Annotated in this window: 16 protein-coding genes and 1 tRNA gene; 14 read left to right on the plus strand and 3 right to left on the minus strand. The window is 69.9% G+C overall.

From position 1 onward, the window contains the following. Positions 1–7: 7 nt before the first annotated feature. From ACYVE7_RS04345 to ACYVE7_RS04365, 5 genes are read left to right on the plus strand one after another with little or no spacing between them, the layout of a single operon-like run. Complete coding sequence (locus ACYVE7_RS04345; protein WP_460363215.1) at positions 8–5,188, plus strand: type I polyketide synthase; 5,181 nt, start codon at positions 8–10, stop codon at positions 5,186–5,188. A gap of 29 nt (positions 5,189–5,217) precedes the next feature. Next, complete coding sequence (locus ACYVE7_RS04350) at positions 5,218–6,789, plus strand: long-chain-fatty-acid--CoA ligase (protein WP_460363216.1); 1,572 nt, start codon at positions 5,218–5,220, stop codon at positions 6,787–6,789. A gap of 40 nt (positions 6,790–6,829) precedes the next feature. Beyond that, entirely contained in the window at positions 6,830–7,819 is a 990-nt protein-coding gene (locus ACYVE7_RS04355; protein ID WP_460363217.1) for a bifunctional lysylphosphatidylglycerol flippase/synthetase MprF, read from the plus strand. A gap of 35 nt (positions 7,820–7,854) precedes the next feature. Then, positions 7,855–8,013 (plus strand): hypothetical protein, encoded by a 159-nt coding sequence (locus tag ACYVE7_RS04360; RefSeq protein WP_460363218.1) that lies wholly within the window; start codon positions 7,855–7,857, stop codon positions 8,011–8,013. Next, positions 8,010–8,567, plus strand: coding sequence for a flavin reductase family protein (locus ACYVE7_RS04365; RefSeq protein ID WP_460363219.1), 558 nt, complete (start codon positions 8,010–8,012; stop codon positions 8,565–8,567). Before ACYVE7_RS04360 ends, ACYVE7_RS04365 begins: the two co-directional genes overlap by 4 nt. A gap of 76 nt (positions 8,568–8,643) precedes the next feature. Here ACYVE7_RS04365 and ACYVE7_RS04370 read toward each other — a convergent pair whose 3' ends face one another. Together ACYVE7_RS04370 and ACYVE7_RS04375 are read right to left on the minus strand one after the other, a co-directional pair. Then, the gene (locus tag ACYVE7_RS04370) at positions 8,644–9,117 is read right to left on the minus strand and encodes a hypothetical protein (protein ID WP_460363220.1); all 474 of its coding nucleotides are present in this window, start codon (positions 9,115–9,117) and stop codon (positions 8,644–8,646) included. 8 nt (positions 9,118–9,125) lie between these two features. Beyond that, positions 9,126–10,376: a helix-turn-helix domain-containing protein gene (locus tag ACYVE7_RS04375; RefSeq protein WP_460363221.1), complete on the minus strand. Its 1,251-nt coding sequence runs from the start codon at positions 10,374–10,376 to the stop codon at positions 9,126–9,128. 198 nt (positions 10,377–10,574) lie between these two features. On the opposite strand from ACYVE7_RS04375, the gene ACYVE7_RS04380 reads away from it, so the two are divergent. Together ACYVE7_RS04380 and ACYVE7_RS04385 are read left to right on the plus strand one after the other, a co-directional pair. After that, positions 10,575–10,835 (plus strand): hypothetical protein, encoded by a 261-nt coding sequence (locus tag ACYVE7_RS04380; RefSeq protein WP_460363222.1) that lies wholly within the window; start codon positions 10,575–10,577, stop codon positions 10,833–10,835. A gap of 312 nt (positions 10,836–11,147) precedes the next feature. After that, entirely contained in the window at positions 11,148–11,675 is a 528-nt protein-coding gene (locus tag ACYVE7_RS04385; protein ID WP_460363223.1) for an ATP-binding protein, read from the plus strand. Between the two features lie 277 nt (positions 11,676–11,952). Here the strand turns inward: ACYVE7_RS04385 and ACYVE7_RS04390 are convergent. After that, positions 11,953–12,024: transfer RNA gene (locus tag ACYVE7_RS04390), tRNA-Arg, on the minus strand. A gap of 112 nt (positions 12,025–12,136) precedes the next feature. Here ACYVE7_RS04390 and ACYVE7_RS04395 point away from each other — a divergent pair. The 7 genes from ACYVE7_RS04395 to ACYVE7_RS04425 form a co-directional block, all read left to right on the plus strand. Then, positions 12,137–12,517: a response regulator transcription factor gene (locus ACYVE7_RS04395; protein WP_460363224.1), complete on the plus strand. Its 381-nt coding sequence runs from the start codon at positions 12,137–12,139 to the stop codon at positions 12,515–12,517. Between the two features lie 55 nt (positions 12,518–12,572). Further along, positions 12,573–13,217, plus strand: coding sequence for an anticodon-binding protein (locus tag ACYVE7_RS04400; protein ID WP_460363225.1), 645 nt, complete (start codon positions 12,573–12,575; stop codon positions 13,215–13,217). Next, entirely contained in the window at positions 13,214–14,617 is a 1,404-nt protein-coding gene (gene lysA / locus ACYVE7_RS04405; protein ID WP_460363226.1) for a diaminopimelate decarboxylase, read from the plus strand. The genes ACYVE7_RS04400 and lysA overlap by 4 nt, the downstream gene beginning before the upstream one ends. Positions 14,618–14,623: 6 nt before the next feature. Further along, positions 14,624–15,907: a homoserine dehydrogenase gene (locus ACYVE7_RS04410; RefSeq protein ID WP_460363227.1), complete on the plus strand. Its 1,284-nt coding sequence runs from the start codon at positions 14,624–14,626 to the stop codon at positions 15,905–15,907. Positions 15,908–16,061: 154 nt separating this feature from the next. Then, positions 16,062–17,117 (plus strand): threonine synthase, encoded by a 1,056-nt coding sequence (gene thrC, locus ACYVE7_RS04415; protein WP_460363228.1) that lies wholly within the window; start codon positions 16,062–16,064, stop codon positions 17,115–17,117. Continuing rightward, on the plus strand, positions 17,114–18,007 hold the full coding sequence (thrB, locus tag ACYVE7_RS04420; protein WP_460363229.1) for a homoserine kinase: 894 nt from the start codon (positions 17,114–17,116) through the stop codon (positions 18,005–18,007). The genes thrC and thrB overlap by 4 nt, the downstream gene beginning before the upstream one ends. A 290-nt stretch (positions 18,008–18,297) precedes the next feature. Continuing rightward, positions 18,298–18,761 (plus strand): Rho termination factor N-terminal domain-containing protein (locus ACYVE7_RS04425; RefSeq protein WP_460363230.1); only part of this gene is annotated, 464 nt, incomplete at its 3' end.

Here is an 18,761-nt window from a genome sequence, read left to right on the forward strand (position 1 = left end):
GACCTTCATGAGCGAGCCGACGGCGTCGCAGCAGGAGCGGGAGGCGCTCCGGCGGCTGCTGCGGGAAAAGCACGAACCGATCGCCATCGTGGGCATGGGCCTGAGGATGCCCGGCGGCAACGCCACCCCCGGCGACCTGGCGGCGTTCCTGAAGCGTGGCGGGCGCGGCACCGGTCCGACGCCACCGTCCCGGTGGGGAGCGGAGTTCACCGCGGACCCGGACGCCGTCGACTGCGTGGGGAAGGTCCGCGCGCGCGGGGGCGGGTTCCTCGAGGACATCGAACGGTTCGACGCACGTTTCTTCAACATCTCCCCCAAAGAGGCCAAGTTCCTCGACCCGCAGCAGCGGCTCGTCCTCGAGACGGCCTGGGAGGCACTGGAGCACGCGAACCTGAACCCGGCGGCGCTGCGCCACGGCGACCACGGCGTCTACCTGGGCGCGGGATCGATGGACTACGGGTTCGAGCTGGAGTCTCTGGACCTGGCGGACATCGACGCGGCCGTCGGCCCTGGTGTCGCGCACAGCGCGGTCTCGGGGCGACTCTCGTACTTCCTGGGCTGGAGGGGCCCGAGCGTGACGGTCGACACGGCGTGCTCGTCGTCGCTGGTCGCCGTGCACATGGCGGTGGCGGGGCTGCGGGGTCGCGAGTGCGGGGTCGCCCTCGCCGGCGGCGTCAACGCGATCCATCACCCGATGGCCAGTATCGCGTTCTCCGCCGCGGGTATGCTCGCGCCCGACGGCCGCTGCAAGACGTTCGACGAGTCCGCCGACGGTTACGCGCGCGGCGAAGGCTGCGGAGTCCTGGTGCTGAAGCGCCTGTCGGACACGCTCGCAGACGGAGACGAGGTCATCGCGCTGATCCGCGGGACGGCCGTCCGTCAGGACGGCGAAAGCGCCGGTCTGACCGTCCCGAACGGGATCGCGCAGCAGGCCGTCATGCGGGCGGCGCTCGGCAGCGCCCGGCTCGGCCCCTCCGACATCCAGTATGTGGAGGCGCACGGCACCGGTACGCCGCTGGGCGACCCGATCGAGATCGGTGCGATCAGCGATCTGTTCCGTGACTCGCACTCTCCCGAGAACCCGGTGACGGTCGCCTCGGTGAAGACGAACCTGGGGCATCTGGAGCCCGCGGCAGGCGTAGCCGGGATCATCAAGACCGCCCTTCAGCTCCGTGAGGGCGTCTTCTATCCGCACCTGAACCTGGACGAGCCGTCCAAACGCATCCCATGGGCGGAGTCACCGGTGCGGATACCGTTGCGGACGGGCCCCTGGGAAGCGCCGGTGCGGCGTGCGCTGGTGAACTCGTTCGGGTTCACCGGTACGATCGCGACGACCGTTCTGGAGCAGGCGCCCGCGCCGCGGCCGCGGGCGGAGCGCGTCACTCGTCCGGCCGGTCACCTTCTGACGCTGTCGGCGAAGAGTCCTGCGTCGCTGGCCGAACAGGTCCACCGGCATCGTGCCCTGCTACTGGATGATCCGGCACCGGATCCAGGCGACGTGTGCTTCACCACGAACACGGGCCGCTCGCACTTCCCGCTGCGGTTCGCCGCGGCGGCCGACGACCGTGACGGCCTCGTCAAGGCCCTGGACCTGTGGCTGGAACAGGCCGACGGCCGTTCCTCGAAGCCGGGCGACCTGCGCAGGACGGCGTTCGTGTTCGCCGGCCAGGGCGCCCAGTACGTGGGGATGGGGGCGGCGCTGCTGGAACGCTTCCCCGTGTTCCGCCGCCACCTGGACGCGTGCGACGAACTGTTCGCCCAGCACTTGGGCCGGTCGGTCAAAGCGGTGATCCTCGGCGAGGACGGTGCTCCGGACCTCATCCATGACACGTCGTTGACGCAGCCCGCCCTGTTCAGCCTGGAGTACGCGCTGGCCCGGCTGTGGCTGTCGTGGGGCATCCGCCCGCGGGCGCTCGTCGGGCACAGCATCGGCGAGGTCGCCGCCGCGGCCGTCGCCGGGGTGTTCGATCTGGCCGACGCGGTCGCGCTCGTCGCGGCACGGGCCTCTCTGATGGGCGCGGTGAAGGCGCCCGGCGCGATGCTCTCGGTGTCGGCGCCGGCCGAAGACGTCACACCGTTCCTGCGGAACCTGCCGGACGTCGGGTTCGCCGCGTTCAACGCGCCCGGAAGCTGTGTGCTGTCGGGCGCCGCCGAGGGCGTCGAACGTGCCGCCGAGGCGCTGACGGCCGCGGGTCTGCGGTCCAAGCGCCTGGCGGTGTCGCACGCGTTCCACTCATCGCTCATGGACGAGGTCGCTGACGAGTTCAGGAGCCGGCTGGAGGGCATCACGTTCCGCGAGCCGGGCCTTGCCATCATCTCGACGCTCACCGGCCAGATCGCCCGGCCCCGGGACATCTGCACGCCGGAGTACTGGGTGCGGCAGATGCGCGAGCCCGTCCGGTTCGCCGACGCCATCGTCGCGGTCGCCAAGCGCGGCAGGCACGCGTTCGTCGAGATCGGCCCGACCCGGCAGTACACGGCCCTGGCGATGCGCAGCGTCGACAGGCCGGACGACCACGTGTGGGCGGCCAGTACGAAGGCGTCCGACCCGGATGCCTTGATCGTGCGGCAGTCCCTCGCGGCGCTGTACTCCGCGGGCCTCACGGTGGACTGGGCCGGCTATCACGCGGGCGCCGGCCATCGGAAGACGGCGCTGCCCGTCTACCCGTTCGACCGGCGGCGGCACTGGCTTCCGCTGAAGGGCGGCCGGCTGTCCGGGCGGGCGTCGGGCCCGGCCCGGCACCCTCTGCTGGGCTCTCCGGCGGGCGAAGGCGAATTCCGCGGGCCGGTGTCCGCGGATCGTCCGGCCTACCTGCGAGACCACCGCGGGCTTGGAAAGATCATATTTCCGGTGGCGGGGTTCGTGGAGATCGTCCTGGCGCTTCAGGACGCCGTCACGGGCCGCACCGACCTGCCCGTCGAGGACCTCGACGTGCAGGAACCGCTGTTCCTGCCCGAGGACGGCTCCGGCATCGAGCTCGTCACCCGGTACCGTTCCAGCACCGACGGCCGCGTCCTGGTCGAGATCTCCAGCGTGTCCGGGAACGTCGAACGCCGCCATGTGACAGCCGCGTGGACCGCCGAGCAGGCACCCGACCCTGACACCGGCTTCGTGGCCGAGCCCCCTGGTGTCGCGGAGCGTGAGTACACCGCCGAGGAGCTGTACGCCGGGTACCGTTCGGCGGGCATGGACCTCGGGCCCGAGTTCAGCAGGATCCACCGGGTCGTCAGGCACGGCGACCGCTCCGCCGCCGACCTGCGCGGCGACACGTCCGGAGAACCACTCGTCCACCTGCCGCCCGCCGTCCTGGACGCGGCGCTCCAGACCGTCGCGGCCGTCGCCGATACCGGCGACCGCTACCTGCCCGACCGGATCGGCCGACTGCGACTGCACCGCAAGCCGAGGGGCACCGACCTGCGCGCGGTGCTGCGGCTCCTTCCCGGCGACGACACGGCCCTCCTCGCCGACCTCGTCCTGCTCGACGCAGGCGACCCCGTCTGCACGATCGAGGGGCTGCGGTTCCGGCGGCTCGCCGGAGCCGTCAGGACCGGGCCGCAGCTCGTCCACGAACCACGCTGGGAGACCAGGCCGGTTCCAGTGGAGATCAGGTCGCGTTCGGTCCTCACAGCCGGCGGGCCCGGGCCCGCCGGTCTCGCGGAGGCGGCCGCCCACAGGGGCGTCGGCCTCGCCCCGGCCGGCGCGCCCGGCCCGCAGAACGTCACGGACGTCTGCTGGTTCTGGCGTCCCGTCGCCATCGCCGGATCCGGAGTGGAGGCGCTGCGCGCCGAGTGCGAGGCCAACTACCGCGACCTGCTCGCCCTGGTCGCCGACCTGGAGGAGCGGCGCTCCCCGGCCCGCCTGTGGCTCGTCACCGAGGCCGCCCAGCACCTGCCCGGCGACCCCGGCGGCGACGAGGCGCCCGCTGCCGCGACGCTCTGGGGATTCGGCCGCGCCCTCAGCAACGAGTATCCGGCCCGGCGCGTCACTCTCGTCGACATCGAACCCGGCGGAGCCGAGCAGCTCGTCCGGGAGTGGCAGGCCGACGACGGCGAGGACCAGATCGCCTTCCGCAACGGGCTCCGGCACGTCCAGCGGCTCGTCCCGGCGAAGACCGCACCGGCTGAGGAGCCTGTCGAGATCGAGGCCGACGCCGCCTACCTCGTCACCGGCGGCCTCGGCGGCCTCGGCCTCGCCGCAGCCCGCGCCCTTGCGGAACGCGGAGCCCGGTTCCTGGTCCTCACCGGGCGCAGCGCCGACCCGACTGCCCTGGCCGGTCTCGGCCTACCCCCCGAGACCACGGTCGTCGCCGCCGACGTGGCCGAACCCGCGGACGTCGACAGGATCGGCGCCGCCATCACCGCGACCGGACGGCCGCTGGCAGGGATCGTCCACGCCGCCGGAGTCCTCGCCGACGCGATGGTGCCGGCCCTCACCTGGGAATCCTTTGACACCGTGTTCCGCAGCAAGGTCTACGGCACCAGGCTGCTCCAGGAGAAGCTGGCGGCCGGCGTCGGATTCTTCGTCGGCTACTCCTCGCTCGCGTCCCTCCTCGGGCCGCCTGGGCAGGCCAACTACGCCGCCGCCAACGCCTACCTCGATGCCGCCCTCACCCGGAGGGCTGCCTCCGGCGCGGCGGGCCTGTCCGTCAACTGGGGTCCGTGGGCGGGCTCCGGCATGGCCACCGCCCTCGGCGACATGTTCCGGCGCAGCCTCGAACGGCAAGGCATCCGTCTGGTCCGCCCCGACGACGGGTTGCGCGCCCTGTTCGCCGCTCTCGGCCGTAGAAGCCCGCAGGTGCTCGTCGGCGAGGTCGACTGGACCCGTCTGGCTGCCTCCACCGGCCGCCCCCACCCGTTCCTCGAACATGTCACCGGCGGCGCCGCGGTACCGGCGCTCACCCATCCCGACCGCGCCACGCTGGACACTCTGCCTCCGAACGAGCGCACCGACCGGCTCGTCGACTACCTGCGCGCCCGCGTCGCGCAGATCCTCGGTTTCGACGGCGCCGAGGACATCGACCCCGGCACCGAGTTCTCCGAACTGGGCCTGGACTCTCTCGCCGCCGTTCTGCTGAAGAACGATCTGGAGGCATTCCTCGGCACCACGCTTTCCGCGTCCCTCGCGTTCGACCACCCGTCGCCCAGCCTCCTCGGCGCCCACCTGTCCGCCGAACTGGCCACCGCATGAAGCCCCCGGCCACGACCAGCGAGGAGACCATGGACCACTCAGACCCGATCCGCACCCTCGCGGAGAGCCTCGCCGCGCAAGCCGCGCAGCGCCCCGGCCACCCGGCCCTCGTCTGCGAGGACCGCACCACCGACTTCGCCCGGCTGCACCGCGAAAGCGGCAGGACCGCGCACGCGCTGCTGCGCGCCGGCCTCACCGCTGGCTCCCGTGCCGCCTACCTGGGCCGCGAGTCCGAGCATTACTACGAGATAGTCTATGCGTGCGCCCGGAGCGGGATCGTCCTGGTCCCCGTCAACTGGCGGCTCACCGGCGTCGAGGTCGACCACGTGCTCCGCGACTCCGGCTCGGAACTGCTGTTCGTCGAGCGCGAGTACGAGCGGCTCGCCGAACAGGTCCAGCCGTCGCTGCCCGGCCTCAAGCACATCGTGCGGATCGACGGCGCCGAGGAGCGCGCCGCCGGGTTCGCCGCGTGGAAGGAGGGGACTCCGGAGGAGGCCCCCACCCACACGCCCCTCCCGGCGGACCCGGTCGTCCAGATCTACACAAGCGGCACGACCGGCCTCCCCAAGGGCGTTGTTCTGCCGAACATCAGCTTCTTCCTGTTCGCTGAGGCCATGCAGGGCGGTCTCGGCTGGATGGACTGGCGGCCTGACGACAAGAGCCTCGTGTCGCTGCCCGGTTTCCAGATCGCCGGCCTGTCGTGGACCGTCCAGTGCCTGCACGCCGGCATCACCAACGTCGTCATGCGCATGTTCGTCAGCGAGACGGCCCTCAACCTGATCGCATCCGCGGGTATCACGACCACGTTCGTGGCACCGTCGATGCTCCAGATGCTGCTGGACGAACCCCGCGCCACCCCGGAGGCGTTCAGGTCGCTGCGGAAGGTCGCCTACGGCGGCTCGCCGATCTCCGACGCGCTCCTCGGCCGCTGCCTGGACGTCATCGGCTGCGAGTTCCTCCAGATCTACGCCGGAACCGAGACCGGCAACGTCGCCACGTGCCTGCCGCCCAAGGACCATGTGCCGGGCAGCCCGCTGCTGAAGTCGGCCGGGTTGCCCTGCCCGTACGTCGAACTGCGGATCGTCGGGCCCGACGGCACCGACTGCCCGACCGGTCAGATCGGCGAGATCGTCCTCCGGACCCCCGCGGCAATGCTCGAGTACTGGAACCTACCCGATGCGACCTCCGCGACCCTCGTCGACGGCTGGCTGCGCACAGGCGACGCCGGCCATGTCGACGCCGACGGGTACCTGTTCATCGGCGACCGCATCAAGGACATGGTCATCATCGGCGGCCAGAACATCTACCCCGTCGAGATCGAGAACGCGCTCTGCCGCCACCCCGACATCGACGACGCCGCTGTTTTCGGCGTCCCCGATACCCGGTGGGGCGAGGCTCTCCACGCCTGCATCGTCGTCCGTGAGGGCGCCACCCCGAAGAACCGCGAGCTCATGGTGTTCCTGCGCGGCCACCTCGCCGACTTCAAGATTCCCGAACGGTACGAACAAGTGGAGGCGCTGCCCCGCAATCCCGCCGGCAAGGTCATGCGCCGCACGCTCCGCGACCGCTTCTGGCAGGAACTCGACCGCAAGGTCAACTGATCCGGCACCTGCCGCCCCGACGAACCGGAAGGACGCCCGCATGGCGACCGCCCCGACCACCGACACCGTACTCGACACCATCCGAGGCACAGCCGACAACGCCAGCGCCTTCCTCGCCCTCAACTCGGGCAACGAGTTGTTCACCGCACCCGGCCTCAACGGGGTCGTCGTGTATCGATCATCCGGGCCCTACCTCATCCAGTTCACCGCGCCGTTCGCAGCCGAGGACGAGCGAGGTGCGCTGCTCGACGCGTTCGGCGCGCACGCCGCCCGCACCGGCAAAACAGTACTGGCCGTACAGCTCCAGGGGCCTGACCTGGAGCTGTACGCGTCGCACGGTTACACCGTCAACCAGGTCGGCTCGTCCTACAGCCTCGACCTGCCCCGGTTCACCCTCCAGGGCACCAAGTTCATGCAGCTCCGCAACAAGATCTCGCGGGCTCGGCGGGCCGGGCTCACCGTCCGCGAGGTCGATTACGCCGAGCACGAGGACACCGTCGCGCAGATCGACCAGGCGTGGCTCGGCGGGAAGGGCGAAGACACCAAGGAGCTGGAGTTCCTCGTCGGCGAGTGCGGCGGGCTTCTCCAGCCGCATCGCCGTCTGTTTCTCGGCTTCATCGGTGACGACCCCATCGGCTACATCTCCTACAGCCCTGCGTACGGCAGCAGGCCCGGCTGGCTGCACGACCTGAGCCGCCGTATCCCTGGCTGTCCGCCCGGCACCATGGAGCTCATCAACGCGACCGCGATCGAGGCGTTTCGCGGCGAAGGCGTCACCTGGCTGCACTTCGGGTTCACGCCGTTCGCCGGGCTGCTCGCCGAGCACGAACCCCCCGGCGCGAGCCCCGCGTTCACCATGTTCATGAACTGGTTCTTTGAAAACGGCGGCGCCGTCTACCCGGCCAAGTCCCAGCTCTCCTACAAGGGCAAGTGGGCTCCGCTGCTCGTCCAACCCGAGTACCTCGCGTTCCAGGGGCCCGCCCAGGTCGCCGGGCTGCTGCACATCTTCAAGGCCGCCAACGCCTTCTGACCGCCACACTGACCGACAGAACTTAGGGAGTCCCGATGGAAGAGCAGTTGGCCTCCGCCATGGAACACCTGGTCACCAGCTTCTTCGCGCTCGCGTTCAACCCCGACGACACCGACACCATCGCCACCGCCAACGAAGCGCTGTTCGCCGTCGACCGGCTCCTCGGTGCGCCCGCGCCGGCCGTCCAGTCGTGAGCGCCGACGGCGTTTACACCGATTCGGTGTTCCTGCGGACGGCGGCAGACGACGCCGTCGACGAGCAGGTCTTCCGCACCACCATGCGGTCGTTCCCCAACCCCGTCACTGTTATCACCGCTCTCGACGAGCGGGGCCGCCCCCGCGGCCTCACCTGCAGCGCGTTCTGCAGCGTGACGACGACACCGCCCACGGTCCTGGCCTGCGTCAACCGGGACAGCACGACCCTCCCTGCGATCCAGCACAGTCAGGGCTTCACCGTGAACCTGCTCCGGCAGGGCCACCAGGAGGTGTCCGATCTGTTCGCGTCCCGCTCCGACGACAAGTTCGACGGTATCTCCTGGTACCCCGGCCTGCTGCTCGGGCTGCCGAGGCTGGCGTCCGGCGTCCTGGCATTTCTCGACTGCCATCTCGAGGCCGAGGTGCATGCGGGCAGCCATACGATCCTGTTCGGTCGCGTCCTCGCCGCGGACTCCACTCCGTTCAAGGACGGGCCGCTTATTCACGTGAACCGCCGCTACGGCGGCTGGCTCCCGTCCCCACCTAACGTCTGAGCGCCATGCCCGCAGGAGAGCCTCAAAGCATCCTCTCGTGGGCGTTTTGGGAGTCTGGTGATCCCAGCCCCCTTGATCAAATGCGGCTCGCGGTTGGGGGCCAGATGATGTGGATGGGGAGGTTGAGGTTCTGGGCGGCTTGGACGATGTCGGCGGTGCCGCCGGGGCCTTTGGCGGGGAGGCCGTCCCAGACTGCCCAGAGGTGGTCGGCGAGGGTGAGCATGTGGAGTCCTGCGGCGAGGTGGGCTTCGCTGGTTGATTCGGTGTAGGGGAGTTGGTGGATTTTGGTCGCTGCGGCGAGGAGGCGGTCGTATTCGGGGTGGTGTTCGGTGGGGAGGCTGGCTTGGTAGTGGGTGGCGGGGATGACGGCTTCGAGGGTGCCGCCGTGGGTGAGGATGGCGCGGGCGAAGAGAGCGTCGGCGCCGTCTGCTAGGCAGCTGATGCCGGTGGGTGGGGTGGGGAGGGCGGCGAGTTCGGTGTTGAGGGCCTCGGTGATGAGGGTTTCGGTGGCGGGTGGGAGTAGCCGGTGGCCGGTGATGGCGATGCGCACGGGGGTTCCTAGAGGAGTGTGGTGCGGAGTTGGTCGTCGAACTCGGTGATGGTGGGGGTGGTGGGGCCGCTGTAGCCGTAGCGGAAGTGGCGGGCTTGGCGGAGGATCCGTTCGGATCGGAAGGTGATGCCGGTGCGGAGGGCTTCGGCGGCGAGGGTGAAGGCTTGTTCGAGGTGGCCTTGCTGGCGGGTGGCGGTGGCGACTTCCAGGGCGGTGAGGGCGGCTTGTTTGGGGGCGGGCTGGTTGGTGGGGGTGGCTTCGGCGAAGGCGCTGGCGGCTTGGGCGGGCTGGCCGAGGCGGACGGCGATGGAGGCGCGGGTGCGGGCGAGTTTGGCGAGGTCGAAGGGGTACATCCACGGCCAGGGCGGGGGGTCTTCTGCGTGGTGGATGGCTTGTTCGGCTTGGCGGATGGCGTGGGTGGCGGCTTGTTCGTCGGGCTGGGGGATGGTGGCGTGGGCGAGGGCTTCCAGGGAGCACAGCCAGGCGGCAGGGGTGGCGGCGGGGGTGGGGCCGAGGATGCGGCGGGCTTCGTCGATCATGGCGAGGCCGAGGTGGGGGTCGGCGGCGGCGTCGATTTCGAAGGCGGCGAGGCTGCCGGTCATGTAGGCGGTGAGCAGGGGGTTGCCGGCGTGGCGGGCGGCGTTGATGGCTTGCCGGTAGTAGGTGCGGGCGCTGCCGAGGTCGAGCATGTCCATGGACAGCCAGGCGGCGAATCCGGCGGCTTCGCTGACGGCTCCCGCGATGAGGGTGGCGTCTTTGCCGGCGTCGTGGTGGACGCGGAGGGCGAAGTCGAGGTGCGCGGTGACGCCTTTGATGAGGTCGCGTGAGCTGAACATCGGGTCCAGTCCGCGGTGGGCGCCGGTGATGGCGGTGAGTGCGGCGGCGGTGGCTTCGCCGCCCGCCGTGGTGATGGTGATGGTGGGGGTGGGCAGCAGCGCCAGGGCGGCGAGCTTGCCGAACTGTCTGCGGTTCGCGGGATCCACCTCCTCGGCTCGGTTGTCGGCGGTGTCGCCGAGCCGGAGTAGTTCCGTGGGGATCCCGAGTCGGCGGGTGATGGTGCGGACCTGGTCGAGGGTGAGGGCGGTTTCGCCGCGCAGCACCTTGGAGGCCCAGCTCTGGGTGTAGCCGACGGCGTGGGCCAGGTCGGCTTGGCTCCAGTTCCGGGCCTTGCGGATCTCTTCCATGAGCGTCGCCATGTCGCAGGTGGCGAGTGCTCTGGCGACGATCGGAGCGGACCAGAAACCGGGTGCCTCGTCCATGAGCCCAGGTTAAACACTTCTTCGCTGAATTCGCTCGCTTCATTCCGTTGCGGAATAAGCCGTGACGATCTCTAGTCGCGGTCGTCCTAGCACCTTCCTTGGATGCCTACGCATCGCGACGATCAGGTGACAGCCGCTTCGGAAAGCGCCCCCGGGCGAACCGAACGCGCTCAGCCACCGCTCAGAGAGTCATTTCGCATGGCGCCGTTCCCCGTCCCGGCCTCGCACTGGCACGTGTCCACGCCGCACCGGCTGCCGGTCGAGGCGAGGCCGCTGACGCGGGATCAGGCGCTCTGGCTGCTGCGGCACTGGCTGATCGCCGACGGTGAGCGGACCGGGGACCCGCGTTTCCCGCAAGCGATCGCGCACCTCGACGCCGACTGGATGAGCACCCGGGTCGGGGCCGCCGCCTATGTGGTGTTCGCGTGTGCCTGTCCCGATCCCCCGATGCACAGATAGAGGAGAAATGGTGATGACTTTCTCAGACGGGCTACCGGCTGAGGGCCAGCTGCATCCGGACTTGGTCGACGACCTCGCCGGCCTGCTCGACACGGCGCTGACCGCGGTTCAGCGAAGGGACCTGGATGATCCGACGGTGCTGGAGGCACTACACCGTGAGGACGCGAACCTGCGGATCGCGGCACGGAGCGCGATCCGCAGATGGGGCGGGCACCCGCTCGCGTTGGTGCTGCTGGACACGGCGGCTGGCCCGATGTCCTGGCATCCCCGCTGTCGCTCGGCTGCTGGAGTCCGACCACAGGAGGTTCGACCATGCTCGGAAGCACGCAGGCCGCTCAGCGGGAGTGGCTGGAGTCCGCGCCCGCGGGACCTCTGAGATTCACCTTCCCGGGACGGCTGGAGCAGGTTCGCGCCGCACGCAAGACGGTGGAGGGCCTGTTCAAGGGCACCGGCCGTGAAGACGACGCGGGCCTCATCGTCAACGAACTCGCCAACAATTCCTGCCTCTACACGCGGTCGGGCAGGCCCGGCGGCTGGTTCGGCGTGCAAGTGATCTTCGGCGGGCTCGCCTACATCGGCGTCACCGATCTGGGCGGCGCGGGCTGGCTGATCGGCGGCAGGACCCGAACCGGCAGCGCCGCCGCCCCTTCCGAAACCGACCCGGAAGACTTCGACGTCCCGGGCCTGGAGGACCTGCGGATCGGCGGCCGCGGACTGGCGATCATCGCCGAACTCGCCGTCAGCACGGGCGCCTGCGGAAGCGACACCCTCGGCCACCACGTGTGGGCCACGATCGACCTGCCACCGCACGCCGTGAGGAGGCTCTCAACCGCTATCTGAGTGCTTTCGAGACCGGGGCGATGCCGGAGGTGGCGGGGAAGCGGGTTCAGGAGCTGGGGTGGCAAACTCGCCAACCTCGAGTGCGGGAAGTCGGAGAGATCATGGAGTTCTCCGGACGTCCAAGGTAAGAAGGCGCTCATGCACGAGGTCGTTGTGACCGGGCGTGATCGGATCAAGCCGGTCTTCCGGATTCTGGGGGATCCCGGTGAGATCCGGGGCAAATACCCGGAAATGGTGACGGGGTACGAACCGCAGGTTCGTACCCCGTCAGGGTCGGCGCTCCCGGCAGGATTCGAACCTGCGCTTTTGCCTCCGGAGGGCAACGCTCTATCCCCTGAGCTACGGGAGCTGGTGCTTTGTCGCCGTGGGGCGACGGGAGTTAAGGCTACCAGGGATCGGGGGGCGGTGCGTACGAGGTTGTTTTGGGAGTGGGGGAGGGGGCGGGGGGTTAGCGTTGGGGGGTGGCGGAGAGGCTCGGGCGGGTTCTGGTCGTGGACGACGACGAGGTGATCAGGCAGCTGATCGCGGTGAATCTGCAGTTGGAGGGGTTCACGGTCGAGACGGCCGTGGACGGGGCCGACTGCTTGGCGAAGGTGCGCGAAGTGGCGCCCGACGTGATCACACTGGATGTGATGATGCCGCGTCTTGACGGGTGGGAGACCGCCGTCAAGCTGCGGGAGGACCCGGCGACGGCCCACATCCGCGTCGTGATGATCACTGCTCGGGCGCAGGACAAGGACGTGGTGCGCGGCCGGGAGATCGGCGTCGACGCCTACGTCACGAAGCCGTTCGACCCGGGCGAGCTGATCAGGACGGTCCGCGCGCTCGCCCCCGCCCGGTAGCCCGCCCAGACAAAGGGGTGGGGTGTCCACATCGTGGTCGGCTACCCTCACCAGGGTGACTCCCGGGGAAGTGGACGCGATGGTGGTGGCGGCGGTACGGGCCGCCACCGGGATCGTCGTGCCTTCTGCCAGCGTCACCTGGGAGGATACTTATGTGTCGGCGGTGGCGCTCCGGCACCGCCTCGACCCGGCGACGATCGCCGACCGGCTCGCCGAACACCCCGACGTCTCACATGTCGAGACGAGAGGGCCTGGTCTGCTGGCCGTCCACCTGACGGTTCCCGGACGGGTCGCGGACGCGATCCGCCGCGATCCCGGTTACGGCCGGGGTGGCAGGATGGGCCCGGGATGGCCGGACTTCCCCCGGACGTTCGACAACCCGGGGTTCCGTGTCCGCTTCGCCCATGAACGGGCCTGTGCCGTGGTGCGCCGCGCGCGTGATCTCGGTACTCCCGCAGCGGATCTGACCGCGCTCGACGGCGAGATCAGGCTGCTCGGCCTGCTCGCGGCGTTCGACGGCCATCGAAAACCGGTGCTCCAGCTGGAGCGCATCGCCGACGCCTTCCATGACGTCTACGAGCGTTCCCGCGAGGAGCCCACTCCTCGGCACGGCGCGCGGGTCGTTCTCGCCGACGCCGTCCGCGTCACTGTGAGCAACGGGCTGGCAAGGCTCGGTGAAACGGCAAGAGAGAGACTGTGAGCAGCAGAGTTCACCCCGCGGGGGACAGGCACGCCGACGTTCTGACGGGCGACCACCCGCTTCCGCCGCCGGCGGACCTCAACGAGATCGCGCCGCTGGTGTGGCCGCGCACGGCACGTCGCGAGGACGGCGCCCTGACGGTCGGCGGCGTCGACGTCCGGGATCTGGCGCGCGAGTTCGGCACCCCGCTCTACGTCTATGACGAGCAGGACGTCCGGGAGCGGGCCCGCGAGTTCAAGTCGGCGTTCGAGGGCGGCAGCGTCCACTATGCGGGCAAGGCGGCGTTGAACGGCGCGCTGGTCCGCTGGCTGCACGAGGAGGGCCTGGGCCTGGACGTGTGCAGCGGCGGCGAGCTGGCGTTGGCGCTGGCCGTCGGCTTCCCGCCCGAGAAGATCACGATGCACGGCAGCAACAAGTCCGCCGACGAGCTGATCATGGGTTTGGAGGCGGGTGTCGGCCGGATCGTCCTGGACTCCTATGAGGAGATCACCCGGCTCGCCTACCACGCGGAGCGCCTGGGCCTGCGGCCGAAGGTCATGATCCGGGTGACGACGGGCGTCGAGGCGCACACCCACGAGTTCATCGCGACCGCGCACGATGACCAGAAGTTCGGTTTCTCCCGTAGTTCGGGCGCGGCGCTGGAGGCGGTCCGCCGGATCGTGGCGCTGCCGCAGCTCGAGCTGGTGGGCCTGCACTCCCACATCGGCTCGCAGATCTTCGAGACGGACGGCTTCGAGGTCGCGGCCCACCGCGTCGCGGAGCTGCTGGTCGCGATCAAGGAGGAGCACGGCCTGGTCCTGCCGGAGCTGGATCTGGGCGGCGGCTTCGGCATCGCCTACCTGGGCTCCGACGACCCGATCGACGTCAAGGTCCTCGCCGACAACATGCGCCGGATCGTCGCCAAGGAGTGCCTGTCGTACGGCCTGCCGGTGCCGACGCTGACCGTCGAGCCGGGCCGCGCGATCTCGGGCCCCGGCGGGATCACCCTCTACGAGATCGGGACGATCAAGGACGTCGACGGGATCCGCACGTACGTGTCGGTCGACGGCGGCATGTCCGACAATCTCCGTACCGCCCTGTACGGGGCGGAGTACACCGCGGCGCTGGTCAGCCGCGAGAGCAGTGCAAAGCCGATCTTGTGCAGAATTGTCGGTAAGCACTGCGAATCTGGGGACATCGTGGTCCGTGACCTATGGTTGCCCGAAGATATTGCGCCCGGGGACCTGGTGGCCGTCGCCGCCACCGGTGCGTACTGTCGATCGATGGCGAGCAACTACAACTTCCTGCCGAAGCCCGCCGTGGTCGCGGTGCGCGACGGCAAGGGGCGTGTGATCGTCCGCCGGGAGACCCCGGCCGACCTGTTGAGGCTCGATGCCGAGCTTTCGGACTTCGGAGGGTAGAGAGTCGTGAAACCCGTGCGGGTGGCGTTGCTGGGATGTGGTGTCGTCGGCACCGAGGTCGTACGGCTGCTCAGGGAGCAGGCTCATGATCTCGAAGCCAGGGTGGGTGCGCCGGTGGAGCTGGCCGGGATCGCCGTGCGCAGACCCGACCGGGTCCGCGAGGGCGTGCCCGCGGAGCTGCTGACGACCGACGCCCTGGGCCTCGTCACCCGCGACGACGTGGACATCGTGGTCGAGGTGGTCGGCGGGATCGAACCGGCCCGCGAACTGATCCTCGGCGCTCTGAAGACGGGGAAGTCCGTGGTCAGCGCCAACAAGGCCCTGCTGGCCGAGGACGGCGAGACCCTGTTCACCGCGGCCCGCGAGTTCGGCGTCGACCTTTACTACGAGGCTTCGGTGGCGGGCGCGATCCCGCTGCTGCGGCCGTTGCGCGAGTCGCTGGTCGGCGACCGGATCCACCGGGTGCTGGGGATCGTCAACGGGACGACCAACTACATCCTCGACCAGATGGACACGCACGGCGCCGGTTTCACCGAGGCGCTGGAGGAGGCCCAGGAGCTGGGTTACGCCGAGGCCGACCCGACCGCGGACGTCGAGGCGTTCGACGCCGCCGCGAAGGCCGCGATCCTCGCCCAGCTCTCCTTCCACACCCCCGTCACCGCCGCCGACGTGCACCGCGAGGGCATCACCGAGGTGACGGCCGCGGACGTCGCCGGCGCGAAGGCCATGGACTGCGTCGTCAAGATCCTCGCGATCTGCGAGCGGGTCGAGGACCGGGGCGTCTCGGTCCGCGTCCACCCGGCGATGATCCCCAGGACGCATCCGCTGGCTTCGGTGCGCGGCGCGTTCAACGCGGTGTTCGTGGAGGCCGAGTCGGCCGGCAGCCTCATGTTCTACGGGGCCGGCGCGGGCGGCGCCCCGACGGCCAGCGCGGTGCTCGGCGACATCGTCGCGGTGGCCCGCAACAAGGTCAACGGCACTTCGGGGCCGGTCGAGACCACGTACGCGGCGCTGCCGATCCTGCCCATGGGCGGGACCATCACCCGTTACTACGTGCAGCTCGACGTCGCCGACCAGGCCGGTGTGCTCGCCCAGGTCGCCGAGGCGTTCGCCAAGAACGACGTGTCGATCCAGGCCGTCCGGCAGGAGGGCCACGGCGACGACGCCCAGCTCGTGATCGTCACCCACCGGGCCCCCGACAGCGCCCTCGCCGCGACGGTCGAATCCCTCCGTTCGCACCCGTCGGTCCGTCAGGTGGCTTCCGTGATGCGGGTAGAGGGCGACCTGTAACATACGTGCGAGCTCTGTTTTGACGGTCATTGTCTGCTCTGGTGGGCCGTTTGGATGGCGGCCCACCGGGGCTCACGGCACCTACCGTCCCGGTATGACAGAAACCTGCCAGTTTGCTGCCACAGCGACGGGTCTTATTCAGTAGGAGGCAGTCGTGAGCGCTTGGCGCGGGCTGATCGAGGAATACCGCGACCGTCTTCCCGTCAGTGAGAAGACGCCGGTCGTCACTCTTCTGGAGGGCAACACGCCTCTCGTGCCTGCGCGGAGGGTCTCCGACCTGACGGGCTGCGAGGTCTATCTCAAGGTCGAGGGGCTGAACCCGACCGGTTCGTTCAAGGACCGCGGCATGACGATGGCGATCTCCAAGGCCGCCGAGGACGGCGCCAAGGCCGTCATCTGCGCGTCCACCGGCAACACCTCCGCCTCGGCCGCCGCCTACGCCGTCCGCGCGGGCATGACCTGTGCCGTTCTGGTGCCCCGCGGGAAGATCGCGATGGGCAAGCTGGCTCAGGCGCTCGTGCACGGCTCCAAGCTGCTCCAGGTCGACGGCAACTTCGACGACTGCCTCGAACTGGCCCGCAAGCTGGCCGTCGACTACCCGGTCGCGCTGGTCAACTCGGTCAACCCGTTCCGGCTCCAGGGCCAGAAGACGGCGTCGTTCGAGATCGTCGACGCGCTGGGCGACGCGCCCGACATCCACTGCCTGCCCGTCGGCAACGCCGGCAACATCTCGGCGTACTGGATGGGTTACAAGGAGTACGCGGCCGACGGCATCGCCGCCAAAACGCCGCGGATGATGGGTTTCCAGGCGTCGGGGGCGGCTCCGTTCGTGTCCGGCGGCCCGGTCAGCAACCCGCAGACCATCGCGACGGCCATCCGGATCGGCAACCCGGCCTCGTGGGATCTGGCGAGCGCCGCCCGCGACGAGTCCGGCGGGCTGATCCACGCCGTCACCGACCGGCAGATCCTGGCCGCCTACCGGCTGCTCGCCCGTGAAGAGGGGGTCTTCGTCGAGCCGGCGTCGGCCGCTTCGGTCGCGGGGCTGCTCCAGTCGCACGAGGCGGGCCTGATCGAGCCGGGGCAGCGGATCGTCTGCACCGTCACCGGAAACGGGCTCAAAGACCCGGACTGGGCCATCTCGGGCGCTCCTGCGCCGGTGACCGTCCAGGTCGACGCGCACGCCGCGGCCACCGCCCTCGGCCTCGCATGACCCGGCGCGTCACCGTCGAGGCCCCGGCCACCAGCGCCAACCTGGGGCCGGGCTTCGACTCCCTCGGGCTCGCGCTCGACCTGCGGGACGAGGTCACGGTCGAGCTGATCCCGTCCGGGGTGGAGATCGAGATCTCCGGCGAGGGCGAGGAGCTGGCCGGGCTCGGCGAGAAACATCTGATCGTCAGGACGTTCCGGCGGGCGTGGGAGCGGATCGGCCCCGCCGAACTGGGCGGAATCCGGCTGGAATGCGTGAACCGGATCCCGCACAGCCGGGGGATGGGATCGTCGTCGGCGGCGATCGTCGCGGGGATCGTCGCGGCCAAGGCCCTGCATCCGGCCGGGTTCGCGTTCACCGGGGAGCTCGAACTCGCCGACGAGATCGAAGGGCATCCCGACAATGTCGCGCCCTGCCTCGTGGGCGGGCTGACCGTCGCGTGGACCCGTCCGGACGGCCCTCAGGTGGTCCGTCTCGACCTCGAACGCGAGGTCACGGTGTTCGTCCCGGACACCCGGCTGGACACCAAACGGGCGCGCGGACTGCTCCCCGAGAACGTTACGCATCGGGACGCCGCGGCGAATTCTGCCCGTGCGGCCTTGCTCATCGCCGCTCTCACCAGCAAGATGGGCAACGAAGTGCTGCTGGACGCGACCGAAGACCGGTTGCACCAGGCCTACCGGGAACCGGCCATGCCGGACTCGCTGGCTCTGGTCGATCGGCTGCGGGCGGCGGGAATTCCAGCCGTGATCTCCGGGGCCGGGCCCACCGTCCTGGCGTTCGCGAGCACATCACGATGTGAATCGATTGCCCAGAATCTGGGTAATGGGTGGAACATACGCCCACTGGACGTCGCCCCCGAAGGAGCCCGCGTTCGGTCGAGCGATCATTGATTCGCGGACACGCTGACCTCAAGGAATTCAAGTGCACGCAGGTGGTGTTAGGCTGGAAGCCGCACCAGATGCCCCGCTCGGGGCCATGTGCCCGTCGGCCCTGCCGATGCGCCTGTGCACCCTCACCTCTGCCGAATTCGTTGGGGACGAGTCCGCGATCATCTGGCTGTATCCAGAAATTCCTACAAGCGGTGCATCCACCGCTAGACCCGGCGCCCCCGCCGGATCGAATCATCGGGCTGCTCGGGCAGGACTCCCGCAGCAGGCCCGCTCCCTGGGAAGGACCCTTAGTGAGCGAATCCAGCGAACTGCTGAACGACGCGCCCGCCCCGAAGCGACGCCGTGGCGAAGGTCTGTCCGCCATGGTGCTTCCCGAGCTGAAGACGCTCGCGTCGCAGCTGGGCATCACCGGCACGACGGGAATGCGTAAGAGCCAGCTCATCGCTGCCATTCAGGACAAGCAGGGCGGCTCTGCCGCGGGTGGTCAGGGAGCCGCCGGCGCCAAGGCCGAGGCCAAGACCGGCGCGGCCGAGAAGGCTGTGGAGCGGCCCGCGCGACGCGCCCGGACCTCCGCCGCTCAGCGTGAGGACGGCGAGGACCAGGTGACCTCCGAGAGCAAGATCTCCGAGAGCAGGACGGCCACCGCGGTGGCCGAGCGGCCCGCGTCCGAACGGCCCGTGGCGGCCGAGCGGAACGGCTCCGAGGAGCAGCAGGGCGGCGGCGGTGAAGGCCAGCAGCGTGAGGGCAGGCAGCG

The sequence above is a fragment of the Actinocorallia lasiicapitis genome (genome assembly GCF_054778695.1).